Source organism: Cellulosilyticum ruminicola JCM 14822, from assembly GCF_001311925.1.
Lineage (GTDB): Bacteria > Bacillota > Clostridia > Lachnospirales > Cellulosilyticaceae > Cellulosilyticum > Cellulosilyticum ruminicola.
Map to the genome: position 1 here is coordinate 1 of NZ_BBCG01000070.1, position 14,827 is coordinate 14,827.

Below are 14,827 nucleotides of genomic sequence, written 5' to 3' on the forward strand. Positions count from 1 at the left end.
GGATTAATAAGGGGTGTTTAGATTTTTTTGTGAGTATGATATAGTGGACTAATAAATGATTATTTTTTTGATATAAGCGGAAGACAGGTGATTATAATGACAGAAGAAAGAAAATATTTACAGCTTCTAGCAGAGAAATACCCATCAATTCAAGCTGTATGTAGAGAGATTATTAATTTAAATGCAATTTTAAACTTACCTAAAGGGACAGAGCATTTTATGAGCGATATTCATGGGGAATATGAAGCCTTTTGCCATATATTAAATAACTGTTCAGGGGTTATTAGAGAAAAGGTAGATAATTTATTTGGTGAAAAATTAAGTGATACGGAGCGTCAAGAAATTTGTACACTCATTTATTATCCTAAAGAAAAGTTAGAACTTATTAAACAAGAACAAACTTATGATATGACGCCAGATTGGTATCGTATGATTCTAACAGAACTTATTGAGATTGCTAAGATGCTTTCTTCTAAATATACACGTTCTAAGGTAAGGAAGCTATGCCCAAGGACTTTTCCTATGTTATTGATGAATTATTACATGTACAAAAGGATGAAGATGATAATCAGGTTAGATATCATGAAGAAATATTAAATACAATTATTCAAATTGATAGTGCAGATGAATTTATTATTGCGTTAGCAGCACTCATTAAAAGATTAGCTGTAGACCATTTACATATAGTAGGGGATATTTATGATAGAGGACCTTATGCAGATAAAATCATGGATTTATTAATAAACTATCATTCATTAGATATTCAATGGGGAAATCATGATATTTTATGGATGGGGGCTGTAGCTGGAAATAAGGCATGTATTGCCAATGTTATCCGCAACAATATTCGTTATAACAATATGATGATTTTAGAAAGTGGTTATGGAATTAGTTTAAGAAACTTAGCTTTATTTGCAGAGAAAACTTATAAAAATAATGAAGCTATGGATGCAGCATTTAAAGCAATTTCTGTTATTTTATTTAAATTAGAGGGGCAAATCATTAAAAGACATTCAGAATATCAAATGGATGATAGATTGCTCTTACACAAAATGGACTTAGAAAAGGGCATTATTGAAATAGAAGGCAAAAAGTATGATTTAAATGATACAGACTTTCCAACCCTTAATGAGGAAAATCCATATGAATTATCAGTTGAAGAAATTGAAATTATGGAAGAATTAAAAGCTGCTTTTTCAAATAGTAAAAGATTAAGAGATCATATTGAATTCTTATATAAGAAAGGAAATATGTACTTAAAATATAATAATAATCTTTTATATCATGGTTGTGTACCTTTAGATGAAAGTGGTAACTTTGAAGGGGTAGAGACTAGTGGCAAAATTTATAAGGGTAGAAATTACTTTGACTTTGCTGAAAAGGTGGCTAGAAGAGCTTATTTTGGTGGCGGAAGCAAAGCTGATTTGGATTTTATGTGGTATTTATGGTGTGGCAAAAAGTCACCGTTATTTGGTCGTACTATCAAAACTTTTGAACGTACTTTTATATCAGATGAATCATCTTGGAAAGAAGATAAAAATTCATATTATGATTATTATGAGATGGAGAAGACTTGTAATATGATTCTAAGAGAATTTGGCTTATATTCACCTATGTCACATATTATTAATGGTCATACACCAGTTAAATTAGAAAATGGTGAAAAGCCAATTAGAGCTAATGGGAAACTTATGGTTATAGACGGTGGTTTCTGCAAAGATTATCATAAGACTACAGGAATAGCAGGATATACGCTTATTTATAATTCACATGGTTTAAGACTTAAAGCCCATCAACCATTTGAAAGTGTTTATGAAGCCCTAAGAGAAAATAAAGATATTGAATCAAGTTCTGAAATGGTAGAAACAGAATCATTTAGGGTAATGGTGAAAAATACAGATAATGGGCAAAGAATTCGTGATAAAATTGTAGACTTAGAAAAGTTATTACGTGCTTATCGTGAAGGTGAAATAGAGAGCAAAATATTATAGTCTAATTGGAAATAAAAAGAAATAATAAAGAGTTTAGAATGCCAAAACTACAGAGGGGTAGTTTTGGCATTTTTGCTATGAATATCCAATGTATATCTACGAAATATACTATGTATTTAGAAAAAATAATAAATTTAGTCAGGGGAACTAAAAATGAGTTTATTGAATAAAAAAGGGTATTAAGTATGGTGTAGCAGCTTGTTTAGTGGGGGTGCTGCTATTTATGCCAACGAGGTAGAATAAGTAATAACACAAGAAGAAACAGTAAATAATCAGATTAAAGGCAAAGGCTATAAATCACTGCATGAAATTCAATTAAAGGTAGACGAGGTTAATAGATAACTATGAAGAAATAAAGTAATGTAATTTTAAATGGTTAAATATACCAGAATAAAAGACGGTTAAAGAGACATACTATTACTGTAAAACCAATATGGATGTAGGAGGAAACGAAGATGTATCATCAAAGTAACCAAAGCATTCACGATTCAGAGGCTTACGCAGAAAAGACTTCTGGAGATGAGCCAATTGACAATTAAGGCTTATGTAGTGTAAAGAAATTGCATGAGCCGGGTTTTATAAGAAGAAGACTTACGTACTTGGAAACGTTGTATATGGGATATACAAGTTTAAGAGACGTAAGTCTTTTTTTATATTGGTATAGTTAGATGAGGATGAGTCAATTGAAGGGTAGGGCTTATAAGGATTAAAGCTTCTTATAAGCTGAAAAATAGAAAAGAAGAATTTACTTATTTAGAGATTAGTTAATTACAATAGCAGTGGTATCCAATACATTATCATAAATCCATTGGGCGTTTTCTACAGCCAAACGAATACAACCATGGCTTAAAGCTTCACCTAAAGTGTCGTTAATAATTGTATTGCCTTCTGGGTCAAATAAAACAGTATGGTAATAATAACTTTCTAAAATACGTGTTGCATATTTCACACGATAGGAATCGGAACCAAAATAAGGTTTACGGCCATTTACAAAGAAAGTACCACGGATTGTTGGGGTATTTGGCTTGCCTATAGTGCAAGGCCATTGATAAAGAAGATTCCAAGTGCGGCCATTAATATGATTAAAAACATAAGTCAGTTTATTTGTAAGATCGGTGGTAATAAGATAAGGAGTGGGGCTTTTAATATTATTTTCATTGACGAATCTGGTCATATCTGTTTCGAAATATTGGAAGTTGTACGGTTCTGGTGGATTGCCATCATCTGTTAAATAATAAGTAAAGATATAGCCTTTTTGAGTATTGTAAATAACATAGCTCCAGTCTCTTACAACAGATAGTACTTGCACATGGGATTTAGCTGGAATCGTGGCAATAGGGACAGTTTGAGAATCTGGATAAGGATGAAGCAATGTATTTTGCCAAGCATATTCTGTAATAGACAAATGCGCAGTAGGGACAAAACCAGTTTCGTAATTATAAATAACCTGGTACCAGTCATCATCAGCATCAATGACTTTAACTCTGCTATTAGCAGGAATGATACTAAGAACAGCTGCATCAGGAGATTTAGTTTCAAGTAAAGAAGTAGAAGTTAGTGTATATTTATAGAAGTTAGTATTGGATGTTTGTCTCATATATTTTAGCATAGTACACCTCTTAAATAGTCTTAATAATACTTTATGATAGATGGAAGAAATCAGTGAATAGATAGAGCTTTTTAAATATAAGAATGGATGTTTGATTTATCAGTGCTTTGAGTTATAATGAGAGAAAATATAAAAGAATTATAGGAGAATAATAATCATGGAAAAGCTTTTAATTAAAAATACAACAAGAGAGCAAAGAGAACAAATCGTAAAAGATGCTTTAGGATATAGTGAAATTGGCTGTGAAGACGGTGGTAGATTTGGTTATGATTTTTATGAACCATATATTAATGGAGAAAAAGAAATCTCAGAGCTTACACAAGAATTTAATGCATCATATGTAAGAGGTGGTAATAACAATCGCCAAACATCAGGATGTGGTTATGCAAGATAAGAAATTAATAGTTTTATGAAAGAATATAATTTTATAGGATATATAATTTTATAGGATATATGATTTTATATAATATATATCTATATAATATACATAATAATAGAGTATAAATGACATAAAGGAGACGGCTGTATACATAGCCTATAACAAATATGAATATACAAATTTTTGGAACTAAGAAATGTTTTGATACAAAAAAGGCAGAGCGTTACTTTAAGGAACGCGGCATTAAGTATCAATTTATTGATATGAAAGAAAAAGGTATGAGTCAGGGCGAATTTAATAGTGTAAAACAAGCAATTGGTGACATCAATAAGATGATTAATGATAAATGTAAAGATAAAGAAGCTATGTCACGTATTCAATATGCTTCTAATATCAACAAAGAAAAATGTGTATTTGAAAATCAACAGCTTATGTTTACACCTATTGTGAGAAATGGTAAAAAAGCTACAATTGGCTACGTACCAGAAGTATGGAAGGATTGGGAGTAGATTAATTTTAGGGGGAGATAAAGTGGAATATAAAAAGGCTAATTTAGAAGAGAGTCAGATTGTAACGAATATTACAATGCAGGCAATAGAAAAAGAAAATGTTAAGAGGGATATCAACGAAGGAAATGTTGGCATTTTTATAGATGAAGGACAAATTGTAGGAACGGGGGCTTGCAAGAATAATCATATTACAAGAGCCTATGTATTACCTGAAAAGCAAGGTAAGGGCTATGGGACTTTTATTATGAATGCTTTAGAAGCAGAAATTAGTAAACGTTATACGAAAGTAGAATTAGATGCTTCTTTGCCAGCAAGTACTTTTTATGAAAAGCGAGGGTATCAAACAAAAAAGCATGGTAAAAGAGAATGTGATAACCATACCATGCTTGTATATGAAATAATGGAAAAACAACTTAAAAGGGTAGACCTTTTACGTATAATGGCCGCAAATTTATTACTAAATATAATAGTATTAATGGAAAAAATAATCTTGAAGCTACAATATTTAATTACCATCAAGTAACTAATATGGTTTGGGCAGAATATAGTGGTGGTGAAGTAAAACAAGGAATCTTAGCAGGCGTGATTCATCAAGACTATTCCTTAGATTTTGAGTATCAACATATTAAAAACAAAAAATTAAACTTGTGAATATCAGCCTAAAGAGTTTTGGCTCTTTAGTATTTTTTGTAGCTTACTAGAGCTGTAACTAAAAATAAAATACTTGTAGCAGATTTGAATGGTAGAATTAAATTTGTTAAATTTAATAGATGAAAAGTAATTAAAATATAGGAACTAATTAAAGTAAGTATAAAATAAAAAATTGACATATAAACAACTCCTTCCATGGATAATAAAAACTAATAATATTATTTAAATCATATCACTATTGAAAATAAAAAAAGTATAATGGTTTGACATGTTAAAAGTTATTCCATTAATAAGGTTTGTAGTGTAAGATTAGTTTGAATTGTCATTTAACAAATAGGAGGAAGATAGATACATGAAGGATAAGGCAAATGATTTTACTACTGGAAGTATTGCAGCTAAATTGATTGCATTTATGGTGCCTATATTAGGGGCACTTATATTACAAGCAATGTATGGTGCAGTAGATATTTTAATTGTAGGTTGGTATGGGACAACTGCAGGAATTTCAGCTGTATCTACAGGAAGTAATATTGTAAATTTGATTATTTTTACAGTAGCTGGTTTATCCATGGGGATTACAGTTTTAATAGGACGTTACATAGGAGAAAAAAGAGAAGAAAAGATTGGAAAGGTCATAGGTGGTGCAATCTGCTTATTTACAGCAATTGCAGTAGTTGTGTCTATTATTATGCTAACTTTTGCAAGGCCATTAGCGCAGCTGATGCAAGCACCAAAAGAAGCTTTAGACCTTACGGTGTTATATGTACGCATATGTGGAGGCGGTATTATATTTATTATTACATATAACATGATTAGTAGTATTTTTAGAGGAATGGGAAATTCAAGATTACCACTTATATTTGTGTCTATTGCCTGCGTTGCCAATATTGTTGGAGACTTAGTATTTGTAGCAGGATGCCATATGAATGTAGCAGGGGCAGCATTAGCTACAGTTATGGCTCAGGCAATAAGCGTGGTTTTATCACTTATTATTATCAAGAGACAAAATCTGCCATTTAAGATGAGCTTTAAAGATATTTGTTTTAATGAAGAAATAGGACATTTTTTAAAGATAGGGGCACCTATTGCTTTTCAGGAAATTTTAACAAATATTTCATTCTTAGCATTATGTGCATTTATTAATCATTTAGGGCTAGAGGCTTCATCTGGGTATGGAATTGCCAATAAGATTGTAGGCTTCGTAATGTTAGTGCCAGGTTCATTGATGCAATCTATGTCATCCTTTGTGGCTCAAAATGTAGGAGCAGGTAAAGAAAGACGTGCTAGAGAAGCTATGACAACGGGTATGGTTATAGGGGCAAGTATAGGCGTTGTTATTACGGTTTTAACCTTCTTAAGAGGCGATTTACTTGCACAGTTATTCACCAATGATTCAAATGTAGTATTTCAAGCCGCAGCTTATTTAAAAGGTTTTAGCTTAGAAGCAATTATTACTTGTGTTTTATTTAGTTTTATGGGTTATTTTAATGGTCATAGTGAAACTTTATTTGTAATGTTACAAGGAATCGCACAGTCTTTTATTGTGAGGCTACCAATGTCATATTTTATGAGTATTAGACCTCATGCTAGTTTGACGCATATTGGTTTAGCTGCACCTACAGCGACTTTATTTGGTATTTTAATTAATTTAACTTATTTTATAATTTATACAAAGAAAGTACGAGAAAAGAATTTAAGAGTGTAGTAGATTGTAGAGTAATAGACTATGCATAAGAGCTAATATAGTATGGAACACTATTTAAAAAAGATTTATAAATACAATGGAGAACGATAAATGGAGAATAAAAATACAAATCTCTTAGGTGTAAAGCCTATTAAAAAATTATTACAACAGTTTGCAGTGCCTAGTATCATTGCAATGTTAGTAAGTGCGCTTTATAACATTGTTGATCAGTTTTTTATAGGTAGAAGCATTGGTGAATTAGGAAATGCAGCGACTAATGTGACCTTTCCTTTAAGTACATCCTGTATTGCCACTGCACTTTTATTTGGTATAGGTGGTGCAGCTGCTTTTAACTTAACATTAGGTGCAGGAGATAGAGAAAGAGCGATTTATTATGTAGGTAATGCAGCCACATTACTGTTTAGTTGTGGTGTCCTTTTATGCCTTTTTGTACAGATTTTTTTAACACCGCTCTTAAAGTTTTTTGGATCACCAGAGAATGTACTTGTATATGCCAGTAATTATACACGCATTATTTCATTTGGTTTTCCATTTCTAATCTTTGCAACTGGTGGAGGACATTTGATTCGTGCAGATGGCAGCCCAAGATATGCAATGCTTTGCAACTTAGTGGGTGCAGTCATTAATACGATATTAGACCCTATTTTTATCTTTGGATTTAAGTGGGGAATGGCTGGTGCAGGACTTGCTACTATTATTGGACAAATTAGTTCAAGTTACCTTGCTTTTAGATATTTGCGTCGTTATAAAACAGTAAGGATTGAGAAGAAGCATCTAGTGCCAAAATGGCAATATGTTAAAAGAAATATGGCCTTAGGAGCATCTTCAGCGTTTAATCAATTGGCTATGATGATTGTACAAGTTGTAATGAATAAGTCACTTACTTACTATGGGGCGTTATCAGCTTATGGCGCATCGATTCCACTTGCTTGCGTAGGTATTATTACGAAAGTTAATCAAGTTTATTTCTCTATTGTTATTGGACTTTCACAGGGGGTACAACCTATTGCCAGCTTTAACTATGGGGCTAAAAAGTATGACCGCGTAAAAAGTGTGTATTATTTGGCTATGAAGTGTGGACTTGCAGTATCTGTCATTGCCTGTGCTTTATTCCAAATAATCCCTAGACAAATTGTTGGATTGTTTGGATCAGGCTCAACTGAGTATTATCAATTTGGGGTTAGATATTTTAGGATTTTCTTATTCTTTACTTTCCTTAACTTTATTCAGCCTATTACTTCCACTTTCTTTACTGCTATTGGCAAACCAAGAAAAGGGATTTTCTTATCTCTTACAAGACAACTTCTTTTCTTACTGCCTCTTATTTTAATCTTCCCATTATATATGGGCATTAATGGAATCATGTATGCAGGTCCAATTGCTGATTTTATTGCAGCAGCTGTATCAGTAGGTATGGTGGCTTTTGATTTAAAACATTTAGGGAGAGTAGTTAATCATTAATGAAAATACTATTTTTGTAAACTTACAGAAGATTGGATTTGAAAGTGAAATAGGCGTAGATGAAGACCTTGATATTAAATATATAAAAGTTTATAAAGTAATTAAATAGGAAAAAGGACCATGACAAAATTGATTTTTGAATGGTCCTTTTTTATATGCGAAAATAATTTATTAAAAAAGATAAATACAGTATACTAATGAGGATATAGAGTATAATTAGACTTTAGAATATACAGAAAGAAGGAATTGAAATTATGTACTATGTACCAGATGGCACTAAAAAATGTGGTTATTATGAATGTGAAGAGTGTGGAGAACGTTTCTTATCACTTCAATTACAAGAAACAATTGACTGCCCATACTGTGAAAAAGACTTCGATCCTGAAATTGGACCAGATGAAGTTATGGAAGAAGGGGTTGCAGTAGCTAGACTTCAAAGAGTACTTGAAGGAGAAGAAGAAATTGAAAAATGGGATAAACTTTTAAGTCTTGCAATCACTGGTGGCGACGAGGAATGGTTATAAGATGAATCAAGAAATTAAAATCAATTACTATGATAAATTTCGCTGCATAGCAAATAAATGCTCTTTTAACTGTTGTCAAGAATGGCGTATTAGTGTAGATGAAGAAACATTGAATAAATGGGAAGGTGTAACACTTGCGCCTATTAAAAATGATGAAGAAAGCCTACCAGAAGTTAAGTTATGCAGTTGTTTAGAGTCAGATGGAGATGGGTTTATTATTGCTTATAAGAAAGATAAACAATGCCCATTTTTAGATGGTAAAAAGCTTTGTAGAATTGTTTCTCAAAAAGGGGAAGATTATTTAGCAGATACTTGTACGACTTTCCCTAGACAAATTAATGAATTTGAAGGACGCAAGGAATATTCATTAGATGCATGCTGTCCTGTAGTTATTGATATAATGTATGAAAACAAAGAAACTATTAGTTTTATTGGAAAAGAGGCGAATGAAGAGGATACATTATATGCTGTTAGAAGTCTTATGCTTGAAGTTGTGTTAGAAGAAGATTATACACTTCCAGAGCGTATGATGATTACTTTTTATGTACTTTTAGATTTAATGAGACAAAAGAAATTAACAACAACGTATGTTGCAAGCTGTAAGACAAAAGCATATTTGGAAGAATTAGTTATGGCGATTCGTAATATGCCATTTGACCCTATTGAAAGTGCTATTGAACGTAATGAATTATTTTTAGATGTAGTAGAAAATTACCGTAAAAATGGTTTCTATACAGAGTATTTAGAAGGAATTTCTGAGCTTGCTGAAGTATTAGAAGATGAATATTCAGATGATGAGATTTTAGAACTCAATGAAGTGTTCGAAACAGAGTTTAGAAAGTATGAAAATCTTATGCAAAACTATTTAGTCTCTGAAATCTTTGGAAATAGCCTCATGCCAAAGTCTTCACTAGAAGATTTAGTAGTAGCATTTGAATGGATTGCTATGGAATATGTTTCTGTGAAACAAGCAATTTTCTTAAAATGGCTTAAAGAAGGAAGTAGTCAGTTAACATATGATATGGTACGTGATTATCTGATGATTGTGGCTAGAGTAACAGGGTATGATCATGAAGATATTAGAGAATATATGGAAAATAGCTTTGAAGATGCTATTTGGGAATGGGGCTATATGGCACTCGTTTTAGGAAATGGTGAAATTTGATTTTTATAATATTTCATTTTATTACATTATATTATACATTTTTTTAATGTAATAAAGCCGCTATATTTAAAAGGCATAATGAGGAGAGGCAATCTTATGATGGGTATTTTAGCAGGAATTGTTTTTATGGTGGTAGATATATTTAATTATAAGTTTCCTGAGGCGGCTTGTTATAGATTGCCAGAATGGAAAATAAGAGAAGAAGAGATAAACGTAAACTGCATAAAGGGTGTTAAAATAGCTGGTATAAGCTTAATAGGTATAGGCCTCATTATGTTTATTCTAGGCATCTTATAGTGGCAAATAAGGTAGTACAAAATGAGTGATTATTTTGTACTACCTTATTTTTTGAAATGAATAGAATATTTTATTGGTTATATTTTATAAAAATATAACATTGTATAAAAACAACAAAAAATAATAGTGGACAAATAACAAAATATAAGTTAAGATGATTAACATAAAAAAACGGACATCGTATAAAGTTGATAATAAGGTTCAACAGTTTCTACCAAGTCACCCTAAATGATTTGACTACGATATGCATAGAGGCAAGACTATATTTACATATCAGAAACTCATTATACGGTCATGATAAACATGGAGGCATAATGATGGACAAAATAAAAACTTACTTTGAATTTGACAAAAAAAGGACAAGCTTTAAGACAGAAATTATAGGAGCTTTAACTACTTTCTTAACTATGGCGTATTGCCTATTTTTAATTCCAAACGTATTGGCACAAACGGGTATGCCAGAAGGCAGTGTTTTTGTGGCAACAGCATTAGCAGCAGCAATTGGCTCATTTATTATGGGTGCCTTTGCTAAGTTTCCACTAGCTTTAGCACCAGGGATTGGTGTCAATGCATTCTTTACTTATAGTGTATGCTTAGGCATGGGAATATCATGGGAAACAGCCCTTGCAGGCGTATTAACATCAGGACTTATTTTTATTCTTATTTCAATAACAGGATTACGTGCCCTTATTATTAAGGCTATTCCAAAAGATCTTAAATTTGCTGTATCAGCAGGTATTGGTTTATATATTGCATTTATTGGACTCAAAAATGCAGGCATTGTTGTAGCAAGCCCATCTACTATTGTAGCTTTAGGAAATTTAAAAGATCCAAGTGTATTATTAGCTATCTGTGGTGTATTAGTAATAGCTGCTTTATTAGTAAGAAATGTTAAAATCGGAATCTTTTTAGGGATTGTAATTACAACGATTTTAGGAATGATTTTAGGGATTATAGATGTACCTACTAATGTGATTGCTATACCACCATCTATTATGCCAACTTTTGGTGTAGCGATTTTACACATTAAAGATGTATTTACACCATCTATGCTTGTAGTTATCTTTACATTTTTATTTATGGATTTCTTTGATACAGCAGGTACATTAGTAGCAGTAGGTACAAAGGCTGGACTCGTAAAAGAAGATGGGACTATTGAAAATGGCTCAAAAGCACTTTTGGCCGATTCTGTAGCAACCTGTATTGGAGCTATGCTTGGAACAACCAATACAACTTCTTATTTAGAATCTTTATCAGGTATTTCAGTAGGTGCTAAAACAGGATTTTCAAGTGTGGTAGTAGCATTCTTATTTCTTGTATCAATGATTTTTTCACCATTATTAACAGTGATTACATCAGCTGTGACAGCACCAGCTTTAATTATTGTTGGTTCAATGATGTGCAGTGCATTAAAGGATATTGCATGGGATAAAAGTGAAGTGGCGATAGCTGCATTTTTAACAATCATTTTAATGCCACTTACTTATAGCATAGGGGAAGGAATTGCATGTGGTTTCTTAACTTATGTTGCACTTATGATTTTCAAAGGTGAATATAAAAAGTGCATCCAGTAATGTATGGACTTGCAGGATTATTTATATTGTATTTTATGAAGTAAAATGAAGAATGTATATAAATGGCTATAAAACGTGTATTAGGGTATAGGTTTTATGGCCATTTTTATTTTGTTTATGGATATATATCAACTTTCCCACCAACATAGTTGTTGAGGATACTTAAATATTTAGGCTTTTTTATACTTTAATTGATTTATTGACATTAAAATAGCACCTCATTTTTGATATTATAAGATTGCCACATCGAATACATTAAAAAGAGGTGTTAATCTTATGATAAATCAAGATAATCTAAATGACCATACTAAAAATACACTTTTTGCTGCAATTAATGAACTTCAGATTGCAAAACTACTTCGAAAGCCCAACATTACAAAATCATATGGCATATCTGCATTTGAAGTATTTCGATTCGTACTTCTATTAGTATTTCAAGGAAAAATCTATTTCGTTTTTTGCATTCTAAATATAAAGATCAAGCTGATTAAAAAAATACTTACTATCGCTTTTTGAATCAAACATCTTACAACTGGAGTAGATTTCTTTTGCTGCTTGCACGTGTTTATGATCATGTAGAACATAAATATCAAAAAGGATTCACCTTACTTACACTTGATTGGTCTGACGGATATAGATTTATCCCAAAAGGTTTAAACATGATTTCTTCTGCAGTAAAAAGCAATTGTTATCAAGAAATCAGTGAGCATACTGATCATCGAACAAATGCCTACAAAGCACGTTTAGCAAGTATGACACCTAAAACAGATGCTGCTATTCTTTTAATCAAAAAACGCTTTAGACTCAGGTATCAAAGTTGATTATGTGCTTATGGACACATTGTTCACTACTGAGCCTATGATTAAAAATATACCAATATTAGGCATTGATGTTATTATATGGTAAAGCAACTTAAACAGTGTTATGTCTATAATGGCAAATCATCAAAATCATTTTTAAAGCTAGGTAGTGAATTTCAAAGTCGTACTTATGAAACTGCATTACAAAGCTTTATGGGTTTATTTGTTGAGCACATTTTAGCTTTGCCATCAGATATCACAGAATGTATAAAAGGTAAAGTAGATGAGAGGATACTGTCTCAAACGTCATTTATATAGGCTTTATTAAAAAATAATTGCTGGGAAAGTTGAGTATATATAAAATGAAATTATATTAATTAATAATTAATAATAATAAAAATATTGATGAATATCTAAATAAAGTGTAAACTATTGTAAAAGATTTTGAAAACAAGAAAGGGAAATCAATATGCCTATCACAGAACTTTTAGAACGCAATAGTATGCAGTATGGGAATGATGTTAGTCTTGTAGAAATTAATCCAGAGGTAAAAGAAAAAAGACGTGTAACATGGAAAGAGTACGAATTAATGGAACCTAATCCAATGACACATTACCGTAGAGAAATTTCATGGCATGTATTTAATGAAAAAGCAAACCGCTTTGCAAACTTACTATTAGAAAGAGGAATTGAAAAGGGAGATAAAGTTGGGATATTATTAATGAATTGTTTAGAGTGGCTTCCAATTTATTTTGGTATTTTAAAAACAGGGGCATTAGTAGTACCATTTAACTTTAGATATGCATCAGATGAGATTAAATATTGTGTAGAGCTTGCAGAAGTAGATATTTTGGTATTTGGTCCTGAATTTATTGGACGTGTAGAAGAGATTGCTGATGAGATTAGTAAAAATAGATTATTATTTTATGTGGGGACAAATTGTCCGACCTTTGCAGAAGATTATGTTTCGCTTACAGCAAACTGTTCAAGTAAAACACCTGATATTAAATTAACAGATGATGATGATGCAGCAATTTATTTTTCATCAGGTACAACAGGCTTTCCTAAAGCAATTTTACATAAGCATAGAAGTCTTATGCATTCAGCGATAGTAGAACAAAAACATCATAAGCAAACAAAAGAAGATGTGTTTTTATGTATTGCTCCTTTGTACCATACAGGGGCTAAAATGCATTGGTTTGGCAGTTTGATTTCAGGAGGAAAAGGCGTATTACTTCGTAGTGCAAAACCTAAATTTATTCTCCAAGCAGTATCAGAAGAAAAGTGTTCAATTGTATTCTTATTAGTTCCTTGGGTACAAGATATATTAGAATCATTGGATAAAGGTGATTTAAAGCTTGAAGATTATGAGCTTGCTCAGTGGCGTCTAATGCACATTGGTGCACAACCTGTACCACCAAGTCTAATTAATAAGTGGTTGGAATATTTCCCTCATAATCAATACGATACAAACTACGGATTAAGTGAAGCTATTGGACCAGGCTGTGTACATTTAGGAGTAGAAAATGTCCATAAGGTAGGGAAAATAGGTAAGGTAGGATATGGATGGGAAGTCAAGATTGTAGATGAAAAAGGCGAAAAGGTAAAACAAGGAGAAGTAGGAGAACTTATAGTAAAGGGGCCTGCTGTAATGACTTGTTATTATCGTAATGAAAAGGCGACTAAGGAAGTATTAAAAGATGGTTGGCTTTTTACTGGAGATATGGCACAGGAAGATGAAGATGGCTTCATTTTACTTGTAGATCGTAAGAAAGATGTCATTATCAGTGGTGGCGAAAACTTATATCCAGTGCAAATTGAAGATTTCATTCGTACAAATGAGGCTGTACATGATGTGGCTGTTATTGGACTTCCAGATAAACGACTTGGAGAGATTGCAGCAGCAGTTATTGAAATTAAACCAGGATATAGCTTAACAGAATATGAAGTTAATGAATTTTGCATGAAGCTTCCTCGTTATAAGAGACCAAGAAAAGTATTCTTTGAAGATATCCCAAGAAATCCTACAGGGAAGATTGAAAAAAATACACTTAGAAAAATGTTCTGTACAGAGAATCTTGTGGAAGCACAAAATAGAGGATAAAAATAATACTGGCTGTAAATTGCTATTTACAGCCAGTATTATTTTTAATTAAATATAA

The 14,827-nt window shown here is 31.8% G+C and carries 13 protein-coding genes, 1 pseudogene and 1 riboswitch; of the genes and pseudogenes, 13 read left to right on the top strand and 1 reads right to left on the bottom strand.

Features of this window, described 5'->3' with window-relative positions:
- Window positions 1-96: 96 nt before the first annotated feature.
- A pseudogene (locus JCM14822_RS15885) lies at window positions 97-1,991 on the top strand (fructose-1,6-bisphosphatase).
- A gap of 760 nt (window positions 1,992-2,751) precedes the next feature.
- Here JCM14822_RS15885 and JCM14822_RS19585 read toward each other — a convergent pair.
- Window positions 2,752-3,588: a L,D-transpeptidase family protein gene (locus JCM14822_RS19585; RefSeq protein ID WP_242861538.1), complete on the bottom strand. Its 837-nt coding sequence runs from the start codon at window positions 3,586-3,588 to the stop codon at window positions 2,752-2,754.
- 169 nt (window positions 3,589-3,757) lie between these two features.
- Between JCM14822_RS19585 and JCM14822_RS15895 the strand changes: the two genes are divergently transcribed.
- From JCM14822_RS15895 to JCM14822_RS15955, 12 genes are all read left to right on the top strand, one after another.
- Window positions 3,758-3,994, top strand: coding sequence for a hypothetical protein (locus tag JCM14822_RS15895; RefSeq protein ID WP_054743309.1), 237 nt, complete (start codon window positions 3,758-3,760; stop codon window positions 3,992-3,994).
- A gap of 152 nt (window positions 3,995-4,146) precedes the next feature.
- Window positions 4,147-4,488 (top strand): arsenate reductase family protein, encoded by a 342-nt coding sequence (locus tag JCM14822_RS15900; RefSeq protein WP_054743311.1) that lies wholly within the window; start codon window positions 4,147-4,149, stop codon window positions 4,486-4,488.
- A gap of 22 nt (window positions 4,489-4,510) precedes the next feature.
- A complete protein-coding gene (locus tag JCM14822_RS15905) occupies window positions 4,511-5,011 on the top strand; it encodes a GNAT family N-acetyltransferase (RefSeq protein ID WP_054743313.1) in 501 nt (166 codons plus the stop codon).
- A 480-nt stretch (window positions 5,012-5,491) separates the two neighbouring features.
- Window positions 5,492-6,844, top strand: a complete 1,353-nt coding sequence (locus JCM14822_RS15910) for an MATE family efflux transporter (protein ID WP_054743315.1) — start codon at window positions 5,492-5,494, stop codon at window positions 6,842-6,844.
- Window positions 6,845-6,934: 90 nt separating this feature from the next.
- Window positions 6,935-8,305 carry an MATE family efflux transporter gene (locus JCM14822_RS15915; protein WP_054743317.1) on the top strand — a complete coding sequence of 457 codons (1,371 nt, stop codon included), beginning with the start codon at window positions 6,935-6,937 and terminating at the stop codon, window positions 8,303-8,305.
- Window positions 8,306-8,559: 254 nt separating this feature from the next.
- Window positions 8,560-8,829 (top strand): hypothetical protein, encoded by a 270-nt coding sequence (locus JCM14822_RS15920; protein ID WP_054743319.1) that lies wholly within the window; start codon window positions 8,560-8,562, stop codon window positions 8,827-8,829.
- A 1-nt stretch (window position 8,830) separates the two neighbouring features.
- Window positions 8,831-9,994 (top strand): flagellin lysine-N-methylase, encoded by a 1,164-nt coding sequence (fliB, locus tag JCM14822_RS15925; RefSeq protein ID WP_054743321.1) that lies wholly within the window; start codon window positions 8,831-8,833, stop codon window positions 9,992-9,994.
- Between the two features lie 96 nt (window positions 9,995-10,090).
- A complete protein-coding gene (locus JCM14822_RS15930) occupies window positions 10,091-10,291 on the top strand; it encodes a hypothetical protein (protein ID WP_054743322.1) in 201 nt (66 codons plus the stop codon).
- A 158-nt stretch (window positions 10,292-10,449) separates the two neighbouring features.
- Window positions 10,450-10,551, top strand: a riboswitch (purine riboswitch).
- 57 nt (window positions 10,552-10,608) lie between these two features.
- Window positions 10,609-11,865 carry an NCS2 family permease gene (locus JCM14822_RS15935; protein ID WP_278287237.1) on the top strand — a complete coding sequence of 419 codons (1,257 nt, stop codon included), beginning with the start codon at window positions 10,609-10,611 and terminating at the stop codon, window positions 11,863-11,865.
- A 548-nt stretch (window positions 11,866-12,413) separates the two neighbouring features.
- A complete protein-coding gene (locus JCM14822_RS15945; RefSeq protein WP_054743325.1) occupies window positions 12,414-12,686 on the top strand; it encodes a hypothetical protein in 273 nt (90 codons plus the stop codon).
- Window positions 12,687-12,764: 78 nt separating this feature from the next.
- Window positions 12,765-12,983, top strand: a complete 219-nt coding sequence (locus JCM14822_RS15950; RefSeq protein WP_054743327.1) for a hypothetical protein — start codon at window positions 12,765-12,767, stop codon at window positions 12,981-12,983.
- 151 nt (window positions 12,984-13,134) lie between these two features.
- Window positions 13,135-14,769, top strand: coding sequence for a class I adenylate-forming enzyme family protein (locus JCM14822_RS15955; RefSeq protein ID WP_054743328.1), 1,635 nt, complete (start codon window positions 13,135-13,137; stop codon window positions 14,767-14,769).
- The last annotated feature ends 58 nt before the right edge of the window (window positions 14,770-14,827 follow it).

What these genes read in the sequence shown, in the direction of transcription:
- JCM14822_RS19585 (WP_242861538.1), bottom strand. Translation starts at nt 3,588, where the DNA reads ATGAGACAAACATCCAATACTAACTTCTATAAATATACACTAACTTCT.
- JCM14822_RS15900 (WP_054743311.1), top strand. Translation starts at nt 4,147, where the DNA reads ATGAATATACAAATTTTTGGAACTAAGAAATGTTTTGATACAAAAAAG.
- fliB (WP_054743321.1), top strand. Translation starts at nt 8,831, where the DNA reads ATGAATCAAGAAATTAAAATCAATTACTATGATAAATTTCGCTGCATA.
- JCM14822_RS15895 (WP_054743309.1), top strand. Translation starts at nt 3,758, where the DNA reads ATGGAAAAGCTTTTAATTAAAAATACAACAAGAGAGCAAAGAGAACAA.
- JCM14822_RS15930 (WP_054743322.1), top strand. Translation starts at nt 10,091, where the DNA reads ATGATGGGTATTTTAGCAGGAATTGTTTTTATGGTGGTAGATATATTT.
- JCM14822_RS15950 (WP_054743327.1), top strand. Translation starts at nt 12,765, where the DNA reads ATGGTAAAGCAACTTAAACAGTGTTATGTCTATAATGGCAAATCATCA.
- JCM14822_RS15920 (WP_054743319.1), top strand. Translation starts at nt 8,560, where the DNA reads ATGTACTATGTACCAGATGGCACTAAAAAATGTGGTTATTATGAATGT.
- JCM14822_RS15915 (WP_054743317.1), top strand. Translation starts at nt 6,935, where the DNA reads ATGGAGAATAAAAATACAAATCTCTTAGGTGTAAAGCCTATTAAAAAA.
- JCM14822_RS15955 (WP_054743328.1), top strand. Translation starts at nt 13,135, where the DNA reads ATGCCTATCACAGAACTTTTAGAACGCAATAGTATGCAGTATGGGAAT.
- JCM14822_RS15935 (WP_278287237.1), top strand. Translation starts at nt 10,609, where the DNA reads ATGGACAAAATAAAAACTTACTTTGAATTTGACAAAAAAAGGACAAGC.
- JCM14822_RS15910 (WP_054743315.1), top strand. Translation starts at nt 5,492, where the DNA reads ATGAAGGATAAGGCAAATGATTTTACTACTGGAAGTATTGCAGCTAAA.